Raw genomic sequence first — 15,781 nt, forward strand, 5'->3', positions numbered from 1 at the left:
GCGGCGACACGAGGCATCGACCCGTCATCGCGAGACCCCACCGGCGTCAAGACAAGGAACGGATAGCGCTCTCTGGCCTCCCCTTTTTTGTCATTGCCCGGCTTGACCGGGCAATCCAGGGGCCATCAAGAGCCGCTCTAGCCGCCCCTGGATGCCACGGTCAAGCCGTGGCATGACAGAATAAGGGCTTGGGTTGACACTTATGGGTCCAGCCTGGCGCCTCGCAATGACGGGGGTGGAATCCTGAACCGGACGATTTCTCCTGCCCTTAGCGTGTCCCCTCACCCCGCCGCGCCCTCGCCATAGGCCTCGCTGGCGGCCAGCAGCTCCTGGGTATAGGGATGCGCCGGCGTGCCGGCGCGGAGCGTCGCGGCGTCGAAGCCGTCGACGATGCGGCCGCCCTGCATCACCGCGATGCGGTGGCACATATGGGCGACCACCGCGAGGTCGTGGCTGACCAGGATGCAGGTCAGGCTGCGCTGCGCCCGCAGGTCCATCAGCAGGTTCAGGATCTCGGCCTGGACCGAGACGTCGAGGGCCGAGGTCGGCTCGTCCAGCAGCAGCACCTCCGGCTGCAGCATCAGGGCGCGGGCGATCGCCACCCGCTGGCGCTGGCCGCCGGACAGCTGGTGCGGGAAGCGGAAGGCGGCCGTCTGTGGCAGCCCGACCGAGTCCAGCGCCGCGGCGACGGCATCCGGGGCCCCGGCCAGCCCCTGGTTGCGCAGCGGCTCCAGCAGCTGGGCCTGGATGGTCTGGCGCGGATGCAGCGACCCGTAGGGGTCCTGGAACACCATCTGCACCCGCTTGAAGAAGCCGCGCGGCCGTCGGGCCGGGAGGGCCACGCCGTCCAGCCGCACCTCCCCCGCATGGTCCGGGATCAGCCCCGCCAGGGCACGCAGCACCGTCGACTTGCCGCAGCCGGATTCGCCGACCAGGCCGAAGGTCTCGCCGGCCTCGACCGTGAAGGAGACGCCGGCCACCACCGGCGGAGCATCGGCGGCGAAGCGCACGCCGAGGTCGCGCACTTCGATCATGGCGTCGCCCCCGCCGGAGCCGCGGCCCCGGCCAGCCAGGCCGGGTCGCGGCGCAGCACCGGCAGCCGGTCCTGGCCGTGGCGGATCGATGGCAGCGAGGCCAGGAGACCACGGGTGTAGGGATGCTCGGCCCGGTCAAGATCGGCGGCCCGCAGCGTCTCCATCACCCGGCCGGCATACATGATCACCACCCGGTCGCAGAAGCGGCGGACCAGGTTGAGATCATGGCTGACCAGGATCAGGCCGAGGCCGCGACTCTCGATCAGCTCGTCGAGCAGATGCAGCACCTCGAGCCGCACGGTGACGTCCAGCGCCGAGGTCGGCTCGTCGGCAATGACCACGTCGGGGCCGGCGATCAGCATCATCGCGATCATGACGCGCTGGCCCATGCCGCCCGAGATCTCGTGCGGGTAGAGGCGCGCCACCCGGGCAGGGTCGCGGATCTTCACCGCCTCCAGGATCGCCAGCGTCCGCTCCCTCGCCTCGCGCGCGCCGGCCCGGCCGCGATGGTGCAGCCGCCAGGCCTCGGCGATCTGCTCGCCGACCGGCACCACCGGGTTCAGCGAGTATTTCGGGTCCTGCAGGATCAGGCCCATGCGCCGTCCGCGCAGGGCCATCATCTGGCGCTCGCTGGCCGCCAGCAGGTCGATGTCGCGGAAGGCCAGCCGATCGGCGGTGACATGGGCGGCCGATGGCAGCAGCCGCATCAGGGCGCGGCCGACGGTCGACTTGCCGGCGCCGGATTCGCCGACGATGCCGAGCTTCTCGCGCCCGAGGGTGAAGGACACGCCATGCACCACCGGCACGGCGGCGGCACCGCGGCCGAAGGCGATGCGCAGGTTGCGGGCCTCGATCAGGGGGGTGTCGCTCATTCGCCGGACCTCGGGTCGAGCACGTCGCGCAGCGCGTCGCCCGCCAGGTTGAAGGCCAGGCTGACCACGGCGATGGCGATGCCGGGCGCGGTGATCACCCAGGGGCAGTCGATCATGAACTCACGGCCCGTCGAGACCATGGCGCCCCATTCCGGCAGCGGCGGCTGGGCGCCGAGGCCGAGGAAGCCCAGCCCCGCGGCGGTCAGGATGATGCCGGCCATGTTCAGGGTCAGGCGCACCACCACCGAGGGCAGGCACATCGGCAGGATGTGATGGGTGATGATCCGCGTCTTCGACGCGCCCTGCAGCCGCACCGCGGCGATGAAGTCAGCCTTTCGCAGGCTCAGCGCCTCGGCCCGCGCCAGCCGCGCCATCGGCGGCCAGGCGGTCAGGGCGATGGCGATGATGGCGTTGGTGATGCCGGGGCCGAGCGCCGCGGCGAAGCCGAGCGCCAGCACCAGGCCGGGGAAGGACAGGAAGATGTCGGTGACCCGCATCAGGATCTCGTCGGCCCAGCCGCCGAGATAGCCGGCGCAGGCGCCGATCAAGAGGCCGATCGGCGCGACGATGATGGTGACCAGCAGGATGATGTAGATCGTGGTGCGCGCGCCATAGACGACCCGGGCGAAGACGTCGCGCCCGAACTCGTCGGTGCCGAACCAATGCGCGCCCGAGGGCGGCTGCAGCCGGTTCACCATATCCTGCGCGATCGGGTCGTACGAAGTGAGCCACGGCGCCGCGATCGCGGCGATCACCAGCAGCAGGATGACGCCGAGCCCGGCCAGCCCGAGCGGATGCGTGGCGAAGCGCCGCCAGCCGCGATAGAGCTGCTGCATCGCCGACTGGAAGACGGTGCGCGGCGCATCCGCCTTGAGCCAGGCGCGCAGGCCGCCCTGGGGAGCGTTGAAGGTCGCCGTCATCGGGTGCGCGGGTCCAGGATGCGGTAGAGGCGGTCGGAGATGATGTTGATGGCGAGGAAGACGACGCCGATCAGCAGCACCGCCCCCATCACCACATTCATGTCGTTCATCTTCAGCCCCCGGGTGAGGTACTGGCCGAGCCCCGGCCAGCCGAACACCGTCTCGATCAGCACCGCGCCGTCGAGCAGCCCGCCGAAGGTGAGCGCGAGGACGGTGAGCAGCTGGACACGGATGTTCTTGAAGGCATGGGCCCAGACCATCCGCCGGCGCGAGACGCCCTTGGCCCGGGCGGCCACGATGTATTCCTGGCCCAGCTGCTCCAGCATGAAGCTGCGGGTCATGCGGCTGATATAGGCGACCGAGTAGTAGCCGAGGATCGCGCCGGGCAGGATGATGTGGTCGAGCGCGTCGCGGAACACGTCCCATTCGCCCTGCAGCGCGGTGTCGAGCAGCAGCAGCCCGGTGATCGGCGGGACCATGCCTTCGTTGAGGATGTCGATCCGGCCCGAGGCGGCGACCCAGTGCAGCTTGGCGTAGAACACGATCAGCGCGATCAGACCGAGCCAGAAGATCGGCACCGAATGGCCGGCCAGGCCGACCACCCGCGCCACATGGTCGATCGGCTTGCCGCGGTTGACCGCCGCGACGACGCCGAGCGGCACCCCCACCAGCGTGCCGCACAGGATGGCGACGAGGGCGAGTTCGATGGTGGCGGGGAAGACAGCCATGAGGTCGGCCGAGACCGGTTGTCCGGTGGTCAGCGACCGGCCCATGTCGCCGGTCGCGACCCGGCCGACATAGGACAGGAACTGCTGCCAGACCGGCTGGTCGAGGCCGAGCTCCTGGTACACCCGGTCATAAGTGGCCTTGTCGACCTCCGACCCCGTCACCGCCAGCACCGGGTCGGCCGGCAGCAGCCGCCCCATGGCGAAGGTCAGCAGCATCAGCCCGACCAGGGTGACGACGATCGACAGGGTGCGGCCCGACAGGCGCCGCATGCGCAGGAAGCGCGCCGGCCGGTTGAAGGCGTCGACCGTCGTCATCCGCGCCTCAGTTCTTCTTCACGTCGAACCAGCGGGTCGACCAGGTCGGGTTGCCGGTGTAGCCGGTGACGCCCTGGCGCAACACATAGGGGTCGGTGCGCTGCAGGATGACGACCAGCGACGGCACCATCTCTTTGAACTTGCGGTCGACCTCCGCGAAGATCTGCGCCCGCTTGGCGGGATCGGTCTCGCCCTTGGAGCTATCGACCAGCTTGGTCAGCTCCGGCGCATCCAGCGCGGTGCGCCACAGGTAGTAGCCGCCGAGCTTCGCCTCGTCGCGGTTGTCCGGGTTGTAGGCGTACTGCACCAGCGTGCCGAACGGATCGGGCAGCCGCGTGCCGGAATTGCCGACCAGCACCTGGTAGCGGCGGGCCCGGAAATCCGGCGTGTGCTCGCCCGGCACGACCTCGAACTCGACGCCGGCCTTCTTGGCGCTGGCCTGCAGCGCCACCGCCATCTTCAGCAGCGCGTCGCTCGACGGGAACAGCGTCTTCTTCAGCCCGTCGGGATAGCCGGCCTCGGCCAGCAGCTTCTTCGCCAGCTCCGGATCGTACTGGTATCCGGTCGGCTCTCCCGTCGGGGCGCCGGGCATGCCCTTGGGAATGATCGACTGCCAGGGGAAGCCGTTGAAGTTCATCGTGGTCTCGGCCAGCGGCTTCCAGTCGATGATGTGCTGGAAGGCCTCGCGCACCTTGGGCTTGGCGAGATCCGGGTCCTGCGTGTTCATGGCCATGTAGTAGAAGCCGAGCCCCGGCCCCGGATCGACCACCGCGCCCTTGGCCTTGAGCGCCTCGATGTCGCTGTTCGCCATGTACTGGCCGACATCGACGTCGCCGGCCTCGATCTGCAGCCGTATGTTCCCGGATTCCGGGATGTGCCGCATGACCACGCGCTTCATCCCCGGCGCGCCGCCCCAATAGTCGGGCCGGGCGTCGCACAGCAGGAGGTCGTTCGGCCGCCACTGGGTCAGCTTGTAGGGACCGCTGCCGGCGGCATTGGCCTTCAGCCAGTTCTGGGCCAGGTCGCCGTTCTGCTCGTGCTCCAGCGCCGTCTTCTTGTCGATGATGCCCAGCGAGGCGCCGGCCAGCGAGTAGAGCACCAGGTCGGTCGAGACCGGCTGCGGCAGGGAGATCACCAGCGTGCGGTCGTCCTTGGCCTGGACCAGCTGGTCGACATTGTCCTTGGTGAAGCCCCACAGCGCGATGTCGGTCGACCCGACCTGCCCCATCTTGATGACGCGCTGGATGGTCCAGGCCGCGTCCGCCGCCGTCACCGGATTGCCGGAGACGAAGGTCGCGCCCTGGCGCAGCGTCAGGGTGATGGTGCGCTTGTCGTCGGAGACGGCCCAGCTTTCCGCCAGCATCGGGCGGATGGTCTGGATGTCGTCGGGCCTCACCATCACGAGGTTGTCGTAGAGGTTGGACACCACCTCGGACGGCGTGCGCGCGTTGATCGCCGCCGGGTCGAGCGACGGCACCGCGCTGAGCTGCGTGCCGATGACCAGCGCGGTGGCCGGCGACGCCGCCTGCGCCCCGGACGGGCCGAAGGCGAGCGCCAGGGCCGCGGTCGCGGCCAGTAGGGACAGTCTCATTCTCGTCCTCCCTGTGGGGCGGATGCCCGCCTTTCTTGGTTTCTTACGGAAACGCGGTCGACCCGTCGGGGCGGCGGGTGACGCGCCGTTCCCAATGGATGTAGCCGTCGGTCTTCAGCACCTCCTCGTCGATCTCGACGCCCCAGCCTGGCCGGTCGGGGCGCAGTTCGAGATAGCCGTCGCGCGGCAGGTAGGGGTCCTTGACGTACCAGGTGCCCTCCGACGGGGCGCTGCCGGCACCGGTGCCGCCCGCCTCGAAGGCATAGGCCGGGCCTTGCGGCAGCCGGTATTCGAGGATGCGAAAGTTCGGCTGGGCGGCGGAGAAGTGCAGGTTCACCGCGGTGGCCAGCGGGCCCATCGGGTTGTGCGGCGCGACGGTGACGTAATGCGCCTCGGCGATCGCCGCGATCTTGCGCATCTCCAACAGGCCGCCGACCACGCAGATGTCGGGCTGGATGATGTCGGCCCCGCGGAGGGACAGCAGCCGCAGGAACTCGAAGCGGCTGTACAGCGACTCGCCGGTCGCCAGGGTGCAGGTCATCTGCCGCTTCATGTCGCCCCAGGCCTCGACATTCTCCGGCCGGATCGGCTCCTCGAAGAACAGCGGGTCGTAGGGGGCCAGCGCGTTGCCGAGCTGCACCGCCTGGTGCGGCTCGAAGATGCGGGCATGGGCGTCGAAGGCGATCTCGTAGTCGCTGCGCACCGTCTCCCGCAGCGAGCGGAAATACTCGGCGCTGGTGCGCACCACCTCGCCCCAGCGGTTCTCGTAGATGTTGATGCGGTAGGGGCTGAGCTTGAAGGCGGTCAGGCCCCAGGCCTCGTTCAGCCGGTCGAACTCCTCCTTCGCGGCCGGGGCGTCGGGCGCGGTGTAGACGCCGGCATAGACACGCACCCGATCGCGGGCGTTGCCGCCCAGCAGCATGTAGACCGGGACGCCGAGCGCCTTGGCCGAAATGTCCCACAGGCAATGGTCTATCGCCGAGATCGCCGCCAGCGTCAGCGCGCCCGGCGGGAAGCGCGTCTGCTGCATCAGGTACTGGATGATGAACTCGATGCGGCGCGGATCCTGCCCCTGCAGGAAGGTGAACAGGTATTCCAGCAACGGCGCCAGCGCCCGGTCGGGCCCGTGGTTGTAGCACTCGCCCCAGCCGGTGAGGCCATCATCGGTGTCGATGGCGACGAGCAGACGCGGACGGTCCTTGTCGCGCGTCATGTAGGTTCGCAGACGATCGATCTTCACGCCGCCAATCCTCCCCGCCCCGATTGCTTGCCGCCCCGCGTGCCCCGGCACGATCGGATGGGCGGGAGCACGGCCGCCGGGCGCCGGCCTTGCCTCGCGGCTAGACTTAGCCCGTTGAGACCTGATATATCAAGTCTCAAGAATCGCCGGCCGTCGCCGGCTGTATCGAGAGGCCCCGCTTGCAGCGCCCCCTGACCTCCCTCGACCCGAAGATGCTGAAGGGGCTGCGCGAGCACGTGCACGAGCAGCTGCGCCAGGCCATCATCTCCGGCCAGCTGCCGACCGGGTCGCTGCTGAACGAGCGCCAGGCGGCGGCGCAGCTGGGGGTCAGCACCACGCCGGTGAAGGAGGCGCTGCGCCGGCTGGAGCTGGAAGGGCTGGTGCGGACCGAGCCGCGCCGCGGCATCCGCATCACCTTCGACGCGGCCCAGGCCGAGGAGATGGCGCTGGCCCGCGCTGCGCTGGAGAGCATGATCGCCCGCCAGGCGGCCACGCGGATCACCGATGAGGAGATCGCCGGGCTGCGCACGGTCGGGGACAGCATGCGCCTGGCGACGCAGGCCGGCACCGTGCGCCGGCTGATCGCGCTGAACGAGACCTTCCACGAGACCATCCACGCCGCGTCGGGCTGCCGCTACCTGCAGCGCCTGCTGGCCGGGCAGCTGGTCTACGACAAGGCGGCCCGCCGCTTCCTGCTCGGTGACCAGGAGGAGCGCGAGCGCGCCCTGGGCGAGCATCTGAGCATCCTGGCGGCCCTCGAGGCCCGGGACCCGGACGCGGCGGAACGAGCGATGCGCGACCACATCGTGCGGTCGGGCCGGCAACATGTGCAGACGGCGTTCGCGCGCCGGAAGGAGTAGCTGACGATGGAGACCACGGACCAGGCCCCCGCTTCCGGCCTGCGCCGCGCGCTGTGCGGCATCTCGGGCGTGCATGCGACCGCCTATACCGCGGAGGGCGGCGTCGACGCGCTGCTGACCGGCCGCATCGTCGAGCGCATCGTCGCCGGCGGCATCCATAACGTCGTCGCCGCCGGCAACACCGGCGAGTTCTATGCCCTGTCGCCCGACGAGGTCCGGCTGGTGCACGACACCGCCGTGGCGGCGTCCCGGGGCCGCAGCAACGTGATCGCCGCCGTCGGCCGGTCGCTGACCGAAGCCATCGCGCTGGGCCGCCGGGCCAAGGAGTCGGGGGCGACCGCGATCATGTCGCACCAGCCGCTCGACCCCTTCGCCGCGCCCCAGGCCCAGGCCGCCTATTTCCGGGCGATCGCCGATGCGGTCGACCTGTCGCTGGTCGCCTATATCAGGTCCGACGCCATGGGCCTGGCCGACCTGCTGTCGGTCGCCAACCACCCCAATGTCGTCGGCGTGAAGTTCGCCACCACCAACCTGATGCTGCTGGCCGAATGCGTGCGGTCGAGCGATGCCGCCACCGCTGTCTGGGTCTGCGGCCTGGCCGAGGGCTGGGCGGCGCCGTTCTACGCGCTGGGCGCCCGCGGCTTCACCTCCGGCCTGGTCAATGTCGACCCCGCCCGGTCGCTGGCCATCCATGCGGCGCTGGAGGGGGGCGACTACGCCCGCGCCCGCGCCCTGGTCGCCGAGATCGCCCGCTTCGAGTCGCTGCGCACCCGCTACGGCAACGGCGCCAACGTCACCGTGGTCAAGGAGGCGCTGGGGCTGCTGGGCTTCCCGGTCGGCGCGGTGCGCCTGCCGGGGCTGCCGGCCCTCGATCCGGCGGACCGGGCGACGCTCGAGCGCGAGGTCTCGCGCTGGGGCCTCTGACCCGGTCCGGACCACGGCCGCTCAGCCCCCCGTGAAGTATTTGGCCCGCCGGAGCCGCGTCTGGACATAGACGTGCTCCCGGTGGGTGCCCGGGGCGTAGGCGCGGTCGGTCTCGGCCACCGGCACGGCGACGTTGCGCTCGCTGGGGTGCAGCGCGACGAAGTCTTCGTCGATGTCGCAGCCCAGGCCCGGCGCGTCGGGCACGGCGATCGAGCCGCCCTCCTGCACCGGATGCGGCGACACGGTCCGGGCACGGCCCGGCCAGTCGTCATCCAGCCGCTCCAGGATCAGCGCGTTGGGGATCGCGGCGAGCAGATGCAGCGCCGCATACTCCGCGACGGGGCCGAGCGAGCCGGAATGCGGCGCCACCATGATGTGATGCGCCTCCGCCATCGCCGCGATCTTCTTCATCTGGGTCAGGCCCCCGGCCCGGCCGGTGTCCGGCTGGATGACGTCGACCAGCTCGCGCTCGATCAGCTCGCGCTCGCCGAAGATCGTCGCCATGCGCTCGCCCGCCGCCAGCGGCACATGGGCGGCGTCGCGGATGCGCTTGTAGCCATCGATGTTGTCGGGCGCGATCGGGTCCTCGATCCACAGCAGGTTGTAAGGCTCCAGCGCCCGTGCCACCCGGGCAGCGTCGGCCGGGGTCAGCCAGGGCGGGCCGTGCAGGTCGATGGCGATATCGACCTCGTCGCCCACCGCTTCGCGCAGCATCGCCACCTTGCGCACCGGGTCGGCCACGCCGCCGCATTTGATCATCTTGATGCCGCGGCCGGCCACCGCCACCGCCATCTCGGCCGTGTTGGCGTGGGAGTAGATCGGGGTGCGGTCGCGCATCTTGCCGCCGAGCAGGTTCCACACCGGCACGCCCAGCGCCTTGCCCTTGATGTCCCATAGCGCCACGTCGATGCCGGTCATGGCGCCGGCCCCGACCGTGCCGAGCAGGCCGTGCCCCATCATGGCGATCTGCATCTTCTGCCACAGCCGCTCGATATGCGTCGGGTCCTCGCCGATCAGCAGCCCCTTGAGGTCCTGCACCGCGGTCTCGATCACCCGCGGCCAGCCGGAGCATTCGCCGATGCCGACGATGCCGGCGTCGGTGGTGACCTTCACGAACAGCCAGTTGCGGAAGCCGCCCAGCTTGCCCTGGGCCATCGCCGCGTCGTCGGACCGGCCGTCCGCTGCCCAATGCGACGGGTCCGGCCGCCCGGCCTGCATCAGGAAGGTCCTGATATCGGTGATCTTCATAGTGCGACGCTCCGCTCGGACGGTTCGGTGTAACGGGTGCGGTTGTGGATGCTGCGGCGGCGCGGATCGGGCCGCGGCACCGCGGAGATCAACGCCCTGGTGTAGTCGTGGCTCGGCGCCTCGCAGACCTCGTCGGCCTGCCCGATCTCGACCAGCCGGCCGCGATACATCACGCCGACGCGGTCGCACATGTAGCGGACCACGCCGATGTCGTGGCTGATGAAGATGGTCGCCAGATCAAGCTCGTCCTGCAGCTTCAGCAGCAGGTCCAGCACCTGGAAGCGCAGCGAGACGTCGAGCGCCGAGGTCGCCTCGTCGGCGACGATGACGCGGGGGTTCAGCGCGATGGCCCGGGCGATGCCGATGCGCTGGCGCTGGCCGCCGGAGAAGGCGTGCGGATAGCGCTCGCGCCAGGCGGGGTCGAGGCCGACCTGGCGCATCAGCCCGGCGACGCGTTCGTCGAGGTCCTTGCCCCTGGCGATGCCATGGACCAGCAGCGGTTCGCCGATCACCTGGGCCACGGTCATGCGCGGGTTGAGCGAGGAGACCGGGTCCTGGAAGATCATCCGGATCTCGCGCCGACAGGCCGACAGCGTCGGCTTGTCGGCTTTGGCCAGGTCGACCACGGCGCCGTCGGCGCGGCGGTAGCGGATGGCGCCGCCGGTCGGGTCGTAGACCCGCAGCAGGCAGCGCCCCATGGTGGTCTTGCCGGAGCCGGATTCGCCGACGATGCCCAGCGTCTCCCCCGCCCGCACCTGCAGCGACACGCCGTCGACGGCGGCCACCGCGGCGCTGCCGGTGCCGAACTGCATCTTCAGCCCCTCGACCTCGATCACCGGTAGGCGGTCGGGCGGCAGCACGGGGCGCCGGAGGCGGATCTCGGCCTTGTCCTCGAGCTTGAGGACCGACCCGATCAGCATCTTGGTGTAGGGGTCCTCCGGCGCGTGGAAGATGCGGTCGGACGGCCCGTGCTCCACCGCCCGGCCGCGATACATGACCAGCACGTCGTCGGCGATCTCGGCCACCACGCCCATGTCGTGGGTGATGAACAGCACCGCCATGCCGTATTCGGTCTGCAGCCGCTTGATCAGGTCGAGGATCTCGGCCTGGGTGGTGACGTCGAGGGCAGTCGTCGGCTCGTCGGCAATCAGCAGCTGCGGGTTGCAGGCCAGCGCCATGGCGATCATGGCGCGCTGGCGCATGCCGCCGGAGAATTCGAAGGTGTAGCGGTCGATCGCGCGCTCCGCCCGCGGGATCTCGACCTGCTTCAGCAGTTCGATCGTCCGCGCCCGGGCCGCGGCCTTGCTCATGCCGAGATGCAGGCGCAGCACCTCGACGATCTGGTCGCCGACCGTGTGGATCGGCGACAGCGAGGACATCGGCTCCTGGAAGATCATGGCGATCTCGCGGCCGCGCACCCGGCGGATCGCCCGGCTGCGCGGGTGCAGCTTGGCCAGGTCGACGCTGCTGCCGTCGGCGCGGTTCAGCACCATCTCGCCGGAGACGATGCGGCCGGGCGAGTCGACGATCTGCAGGATCGAGCGCGCGGTGACGCTCTTGCCCGAGCCGCTTTCGCCGACGACGCAGAGGGTCTTGCCGTGCTCGACCGCGAAGGACACGCCGTCGACCGCCTTGACCAGCCCGGCGCGGGTCGGGAAGTGGGTCACCAGGTCGCGCACCGCCAGGACCGGTTTGCGGCGGCCGGGGAACGGCACGGGATCGGCCGGAGGGTTCGTCATCGCGCTCTCCGCCGTCACTTGTTGTACGGGTCGGCCGCGTCGCGCAGGCCGTCGCCGAGCAGGTTGAGCGCCATCACCGCGACCACGACGAAAGCGCCGGGCGCGAACAGCCATGGGGCCGTGGCGATCGAGCGGATGTTCTGCGCCTCGCGCAGCAGCACGCCCCAGGAGATGGTCGGCGGCTGCAGCCCCAGGCCGAGGAAGGACAGCGCCGTCTCGGCCAGGATCATGGCCGGGATCGCCAGCGTGACCGAGGCGATGATGTGGCTGAGGAAGCTCGGCATCATGTGCCGGAAGATGATCCGCCCCTCGCTGCAGCCGTCGAGCCGGGCGGCGGTCACGAACTCCTCGGTCCGCAGCGACAGGAAGCGGCCGCGGACGACACGGGCCAGCTGGGCCCAGCCGGTCAACGAGAGGATCACCGTGATCATGAAATACTGGGTGATCGCCGGCCAGTCCTGCGGCAGGGCCGCGGCCATGGCCAGCCAGATCGGGATCGTCGGCAGGGCCAGCACGAACTCGATCACCCGCTGGATCACGAAGTCCGGCTTGCCGCCGTAATAGCCGGAGATGCCGCCGAGCACGAGACCGATGGCGAGCGACAGGAACACCCCGACCAGGCCGACCGACAGCGAGATCTGGCCGCCCTGCATGATCCGGCTCCAGACGCAACGGCCCAGCCGGTCGGTGCCGAACAGGAACAGCGGCTGCTTCGGGTCGGCCGAGGCGATCAGGTGGATGTTCGTGGTGAACAGGCCCAGCACCGAATAGCTGTAGCCCCGCCCGAACAGCGAGATCCCGACCTTGCGCGCCGGATCCTCCTGGTAGATGGCGGCCAGCGTCTCCGGGTCGCGGGTCAGCTTGTGGGGATGGAAGTACAGGCCGACCTGCAGGCTGCCGTCCTCGGCCCGGTCGAACAGATGGATCCCCTGCGGCGGGTGGAAGGCGGCGCGGGCGTTCTGCTGGCTCGGGTCGTTGATCGCGAAGAAGCCGGGCACGGCCGCAATCACGTAGAGGACGATCACGATCACCAGCGAGGCCATGGCCAGCCGGTGGCGGCGGAAGGCCCACCAGATCAGCTGCCATTGCGAGGCGACGGCAAGCTGGGCGGGTGGCGCGACGGTCGCGATGTCGGTCATCGGGTGCCCTTCCCGCTATTCGAGGCGGATGCGCGGGTCGACCAGCGCGAGCAGGATGTCGCTGATCAGCGACCCGATCAGCGTCAAGGCGCAGATCAGCAGCACGAAGGCGCCGGCGAGATACATGTCCTGCGCCATCAGCGATTGCAGCAGCAGCGGCGCCGCCGTCGGCAGGTTCAGCACGATCGCCACCACGATCGAGCCGGAGACCAGGTTCGGCAGCAGCCAGGCCAGGGTGGAGATGAACGGGTTGAGGGCGACCCGCACCGGGTACTTCATCAGCAGCCGGAACTCGGACAGGCCCTTGGCGCGCGCGGTGGTGACGTAGGGCTTGTGGATCTCGTCCAGCATGTTCGCCCGCATCACCCGGATCAGGCTGGCGGTGCCGGAGACCGCCAGGATCAGCACCGGAATCCACAAATGTTGCAGCAGGTCGATGGTCTTGGCGATGCTCCAGGGGGCCTTCTCATAGGCCGGTGAGAACAAGCCGCTGACATCCTGCCCGAACTCGATGGCGGCGACATACATAAGCACCAGCGCCAGCAGGAAGGACGGGATGGCCAGCCCGGCGAAGCTGATGATGGTGACGATGTAATCGCCGATCGAGTATTTGCGCACAGCGGAATAGACCCCGATCGGCAGCGCGATCGCCCAGGTCGCGATCAGGGTGGCGAGGGTCAGCACCAGGGTCAGCGCCATGCGTTCCCAGATCAGGTCGCTGACCGGCTGCTGCCATTCGAAGGACAGGCCGAAATCGCCGCGGGTGATGATGCCGGTGATCCACTTGGCGTATTGCCACAGCATCGGGTCGTTGAGGCCGAAGCGCTCGCGCAGCGCCGCCGCCGCGTTCTGGTCGACGATCTCGTTCGAGGCGGCCAGCGTCGCGATATAGCTGGTCACGAAATCGCCGGGCGGCAGCTGGATCAGGACGAACGCCAGGAAGCTGACCGCGAAGAGCGCGGGCACCATCCACAGCAGGCGCTTGGCGATGAAGCGGAGCATCCCTGGGCTCTCCTCGATACGGACGCTGAGCGGCGGAGGAAGGCCGGCGGTGCCGGGCCTCAGCTCGAGAAGAAGAACTGCTGCGGCATGGCCGGGCCGGGGTTCGGCCAGGTCCAGGAATCCGGTTCCTTCTCCGGCGCGTTGACGAGATTGGTCTTGACCACCCCGAAGGAATTGACGGCGAGGCAGATGCCGACCGTCTCGAAGGCCTCGGCGGTCAGGTCGAGCAGCTGCTTCATCGTCGCGCCGCGCTTGTCGAGATCGGCGGTGCTGCGCGCCTCGTCGAACAGCTTCATGCGCTGCTTCTGGCTTTCCGGCGGCTCCTCGCCCGACTGGCCGTTCGAAACGTACCACTGGGTCCAGGGAATGGCGTAGCGCGAACCCTGCGGATGCTGGGCGAAGAAGTCGCGCGGATCGAACATCGGGTCCAGCCCGCCCGGCCCCGGCCACACCTGGGCGTCATGGTCGTTGCTGTCGCCACGGGTGTAGTACAGCGCGCGCTCGATGGTGTTGACCTTGATGTCGATGCCGATCGCCGCCCAGTGCCGCTTCACCAGCTCCAGCACGTCGACCAGGTCGGCATAGAGGGTCGGGATGACGTCGATGGCGAAGAAGACCTTGCTGCCATCGGGATGCTGGCGGAAGCCGTCACCGTCCTTCTTGTCGTAGCCGGCCTTGTCGAGCATGGCGTTCGCCTTGTCGGCGTCGAAATCGGTGAACTGCCGGGCCAGCGTCTCGTGGTACCAGGGATGGCTGGGCCGCGGCCCGGCCTGGTACGGCTCCGACTGGCCGAAATAGACCAGCTCGATGATCTCGCCCCGGTCGATGCCGAGCGACAGCGCCTGGCGGACTTCCTTGTTGCCGAAGAAGGCCTTCAGCTTCGGGTCCTTGTGGCAGATGTTCAGGTAGATCTGGCACTGCTGCGCCGCGGAGGGCTCCAGCTCGATCAGCCGGTAGCCGCCCTTCTCCCGGTTCTTCGACAGGGTCGGCTTGTTCTGCAGCAGGTTGATGTGCCGCTCCTGGATGTCGAGCTTGCCGGAGATCGCGTCCAGCAGCAGCGATTCGACGTCCTGCGAGATGCCGAAATACAGCTCGTCGATATAGGGCAGCTGGTTGCCCTCGGTGTCGACCTGCCAGAAATAGGGGTTGCGCTTCATCACCACGCGGGTGGCGCCGCCGACATAGGGCTCATCGATCACCCAGGGGTCGAGCGTCGGCTTCTCCGGATTGCCCCAGCGCGACGGGATCTCGATGTCGCCGCACTTGGCCCGGAACAGGTCGGTCCAGTTCGACAGGTTCGCCTGCTTCGCGAGGTCACCGACCTTGTCGTTGTACTTCGGGTGGAACTGGCTGGCGTAGTGCTTGGCGAACAGCGTCGGGTGCTGGCCCAGCGGGGTGGCCAGCGTCTCGAGATAGGTCGCATAGGCCGCGGCGAAGGTGAACTTCACCGTCGCATCGTCGACCTTGGTGACGACCACCGGCTTGCCGGCGATGGTCAGCTGCGACGGGACCGAACCGTAGAGCTCGGAATTCTTGGCACAATCCTCGATCGAGAAGACGATGTCGTCCGCGGTGAAGGGATGGCCGTCCGACCATTTCGTGCCCTTGCGCAGATGGAACACGAACTCGGTGCCATCGGCATTCACGTCCCAGCTTTCCGCCAGGTTGGGCAGCGCCTTGGTGAAGCCGAGGTCCCAGCGCACCAGGCTCTGATTGCCGACCAAGCGCAGGATGCCGTTGTGGTCGGCCGACCCGCGCAGGCCGCGATGCAGCGTGCCGCCATAGGTGCCGACCTTGGTCAGCGGCTGCACCACCAGCGGGTTGGCCGGCAGGCGTTCGGCCAGCGGCGGCAGCTTGCCGTCCTTGACCAGCTGCGCCAGGCCGGGCGCCTCGCCCTTGGCGGCCTGGGCGTGGGCCAGCCGGGCGGCGAGCGGCAGCGCCGCCACCCCGGCGAGACCTTTCAGGACCATGCGTCGGGCGAACACGTGCGGCGAGGCGCTGAGCTTCTCGTCCATTCCTGGATCCTCCCCTGTGTGGCGTGTCGGATCCGGCTTCGCCATGCGTGCCGACCCGCTTCCTTTGTCGTTCCGGTCATATTACAAATATTGACAAATCACAACCGCAATGGCCTTGTTCCCGAAGTTTTCTGTCGCCCGAGAATGTTGCAGC

General features: G+C 69.1%; 13 protein-coding genes. 2 read left to right on the plus strand and 11 right to left on the minus strand.

Going from position 1 to position 15,781, the window contains the following annotated elements:
* Positions 1–281: 281 nt before the first annotated feature.
* The 6 genes from AB4112_RS10255 to AB4112_RS10280 are packed head-to-tail and all read right to left on the minus strand — an operon-like array spanning position 282 to position 6,700.
* The gene (locus AB4112_RS10255; RefSeq protein WP_441719202.1) at positions 282–1,034 is read right to left on the minus strand and encodes an ABC transporter ATP-binding protein; all 753 of its coding nucleotides are present in this window, start codon (positions 1,032–1,034) and stop codon (positions 282–284) included.
* Positions 1,031–1,906, minus strand: coding sequence for an ABC transporter ATP-binding protein (locus AB4112_RS10260; protein ID WP_441719205.1), 876 nt, complete (start codon positions 1,904–1,906; stop codon positions 1,031–1,033). Before AB4112_RS10260 ends, AB4112_RS10255 begins: the two co-directional genes overlap by 4 nt.
* Positions 1,903–2,826 (minus strand): nickel transporter permease, encoded by a 924-nt coding sequence (nikC, locus tag AB4112_RS10265; protein WP_441719207.1) that lies wholly within the window; start codon positions 2,824–2,826, stop codon positions 1,903–1,905. The genes AB4112_RS10260 and nikC overlap by 4 nt, the downstream gene beginning before the upstream one ends.
* The gene (locus AB4112_RS10270) at positions 2,823–3,869 is read right to left on the minus strand and encodes an ABC transporter permease (RefSeq protein ID WP_309799887.1); all 1,047 of its coding nucleotides are present in this window, start codon (positions 3,867–3,869) and stop codon (positions 2,823–2,825) included. The genes nikC and AB4112_RS10270 overlap by 4 nt, the downstream gene beginning before the upstream one ends.
* A gap of 7 nt (positions 3,870–3,876) precedes the next feature.
* On the minus strand, positions 3,877–5,460 hold the full coding sequence (locus AB4112_RS10275) for an ABC transporter substrate-binding protein (protein WP_441719210.1): 1,584 nt from the start codon (positions 5,458–5,460) through the stop codon (positions 3,877–3,879).
* A 43-nt stretch (positions 5,461–5,503) separates the two neighbouring features.
* Positions 5,504–6,700, minus strand: a complete 1,197-nt coding sequence (locus AB4112_RS10280) for a mandelate racemase/muconate lactonizing enzyme family protein (protein WP_441719213.1) — start codon at positions 6,698–6,700, stop codon at positions 5,504–5,506.
* A 179-nt stretch (positions 6,701–6,879) separates the two neighbouring features.
* Between AB4112_RS10280 and AB4112_RS10285 the strand changes: the two genes are divergently transcribed.
* Positions 6,880–7,560 (plus strand): GntR family transcriptional regulator, encoded by a 681-nt coding sequence (locus AB4112_RS10285; RefSeq protein WP_309799882.1) that lies wholly within the window; start codon positions 6,880–6,882, stop codon positions 7,558–7,560.
* Between the two features lie 6 nt (positions 7,561–7,566).
* The gene (locus AB4112_RS10290; protein WP_441719216.1) at positions 7,567–8,484 is read left to right on the plus strand and encodes a dihydrodipicolinate synthase family protein; all 918 of its coding nucleotides are present in this window, start codon (positions 7,567–7,569) and stop codon (positions 8,482–8,484) included.
* 21 nt (positions 8,485–8,505) lie between these two features.
* On the opposite strand, the gene AB4112_RS10295 is transcribed toward AB4112_RS10290, so the two are convergent.
* Genes AB4112_RS10295 through AB4112_RS10315 form a run of 5 tightly spaced genes read right to left on the minus strand, consistent with a single transcriptional unit; the run spans position 8,506 to position 15,627 of the window.
* Positions 8,506–9,732 (minus strand): mandelate racemase/muconate lactonizing enzyme family protein, encoded by a 1,227-nt coding sequence (locus tag AB4112_RS10295; protein WP_441719219.1) that lies wholly within the window; start codon positions 9,730–9,732, stop codon positions 8,506–8,508.
* Positions 9,729–11,471 (minus strand): ABC transporter ATP-binding protein, encoded by a 1,743-nt coding sequence (locus AB4112_RS10300; protein ID WP_441719222.1) that lies wholly within the window; start codon positions 11,469–11,471, stop codon positions 9,729–9,731. Before AB4112_RS10300 ends, AB4112_RS10295 begins: the two co-directional genes overlap by 4 nt.
* Before the next feature lie 14 nt (positions 11,472–11,485).
* Positions 11,486–12,610, minus strand: a complete 1,125-nt coding sequence (locus tag AB4112_RS10305; RefSeq protein WP_441719225.1) for an ABC transporter permease — start codon at positions 12,608–12,610, stop codon at positions 11,486–11,488.
* 15 nt (positions 12,611–12,625) lie between these two features.
* On the minus strand, positions 12,626–13,612 hold the full coding sequence (locus tag AB4112_RS10310) for an ABC transporter permease (protein ID WP_441719227.1): 987 nt from the start codon (positions 13,610–13,612) through the stop codon (positions 12,626–12,628).
* Between the two features lie 59 nt (positions 13,613–13,671).
* Positions 13,672–15,627: an ABC transporter substrate-binding protein gene (locus tag AB4112_RS10315; protein ID WP_441719230.1), complete on the minus strand. Its 1,956-nt coding sequence runs from the start codon at positions 15,625–15,627 to the stop codon at positions 13,672–13,674.
* Positions 15,628–15,781 lie beyond the last annotated feature (154 nt).

This window comes from Inquilinus sp. 2KB_23, from assembly GCF_052115705.1.
GTDB lineage: Bacteria > Pseudomonadota > Alphaproteobacteria > DSM-16000 > Inquilinaceae > Inquilinus > Inquilinus ginsengisoli_A.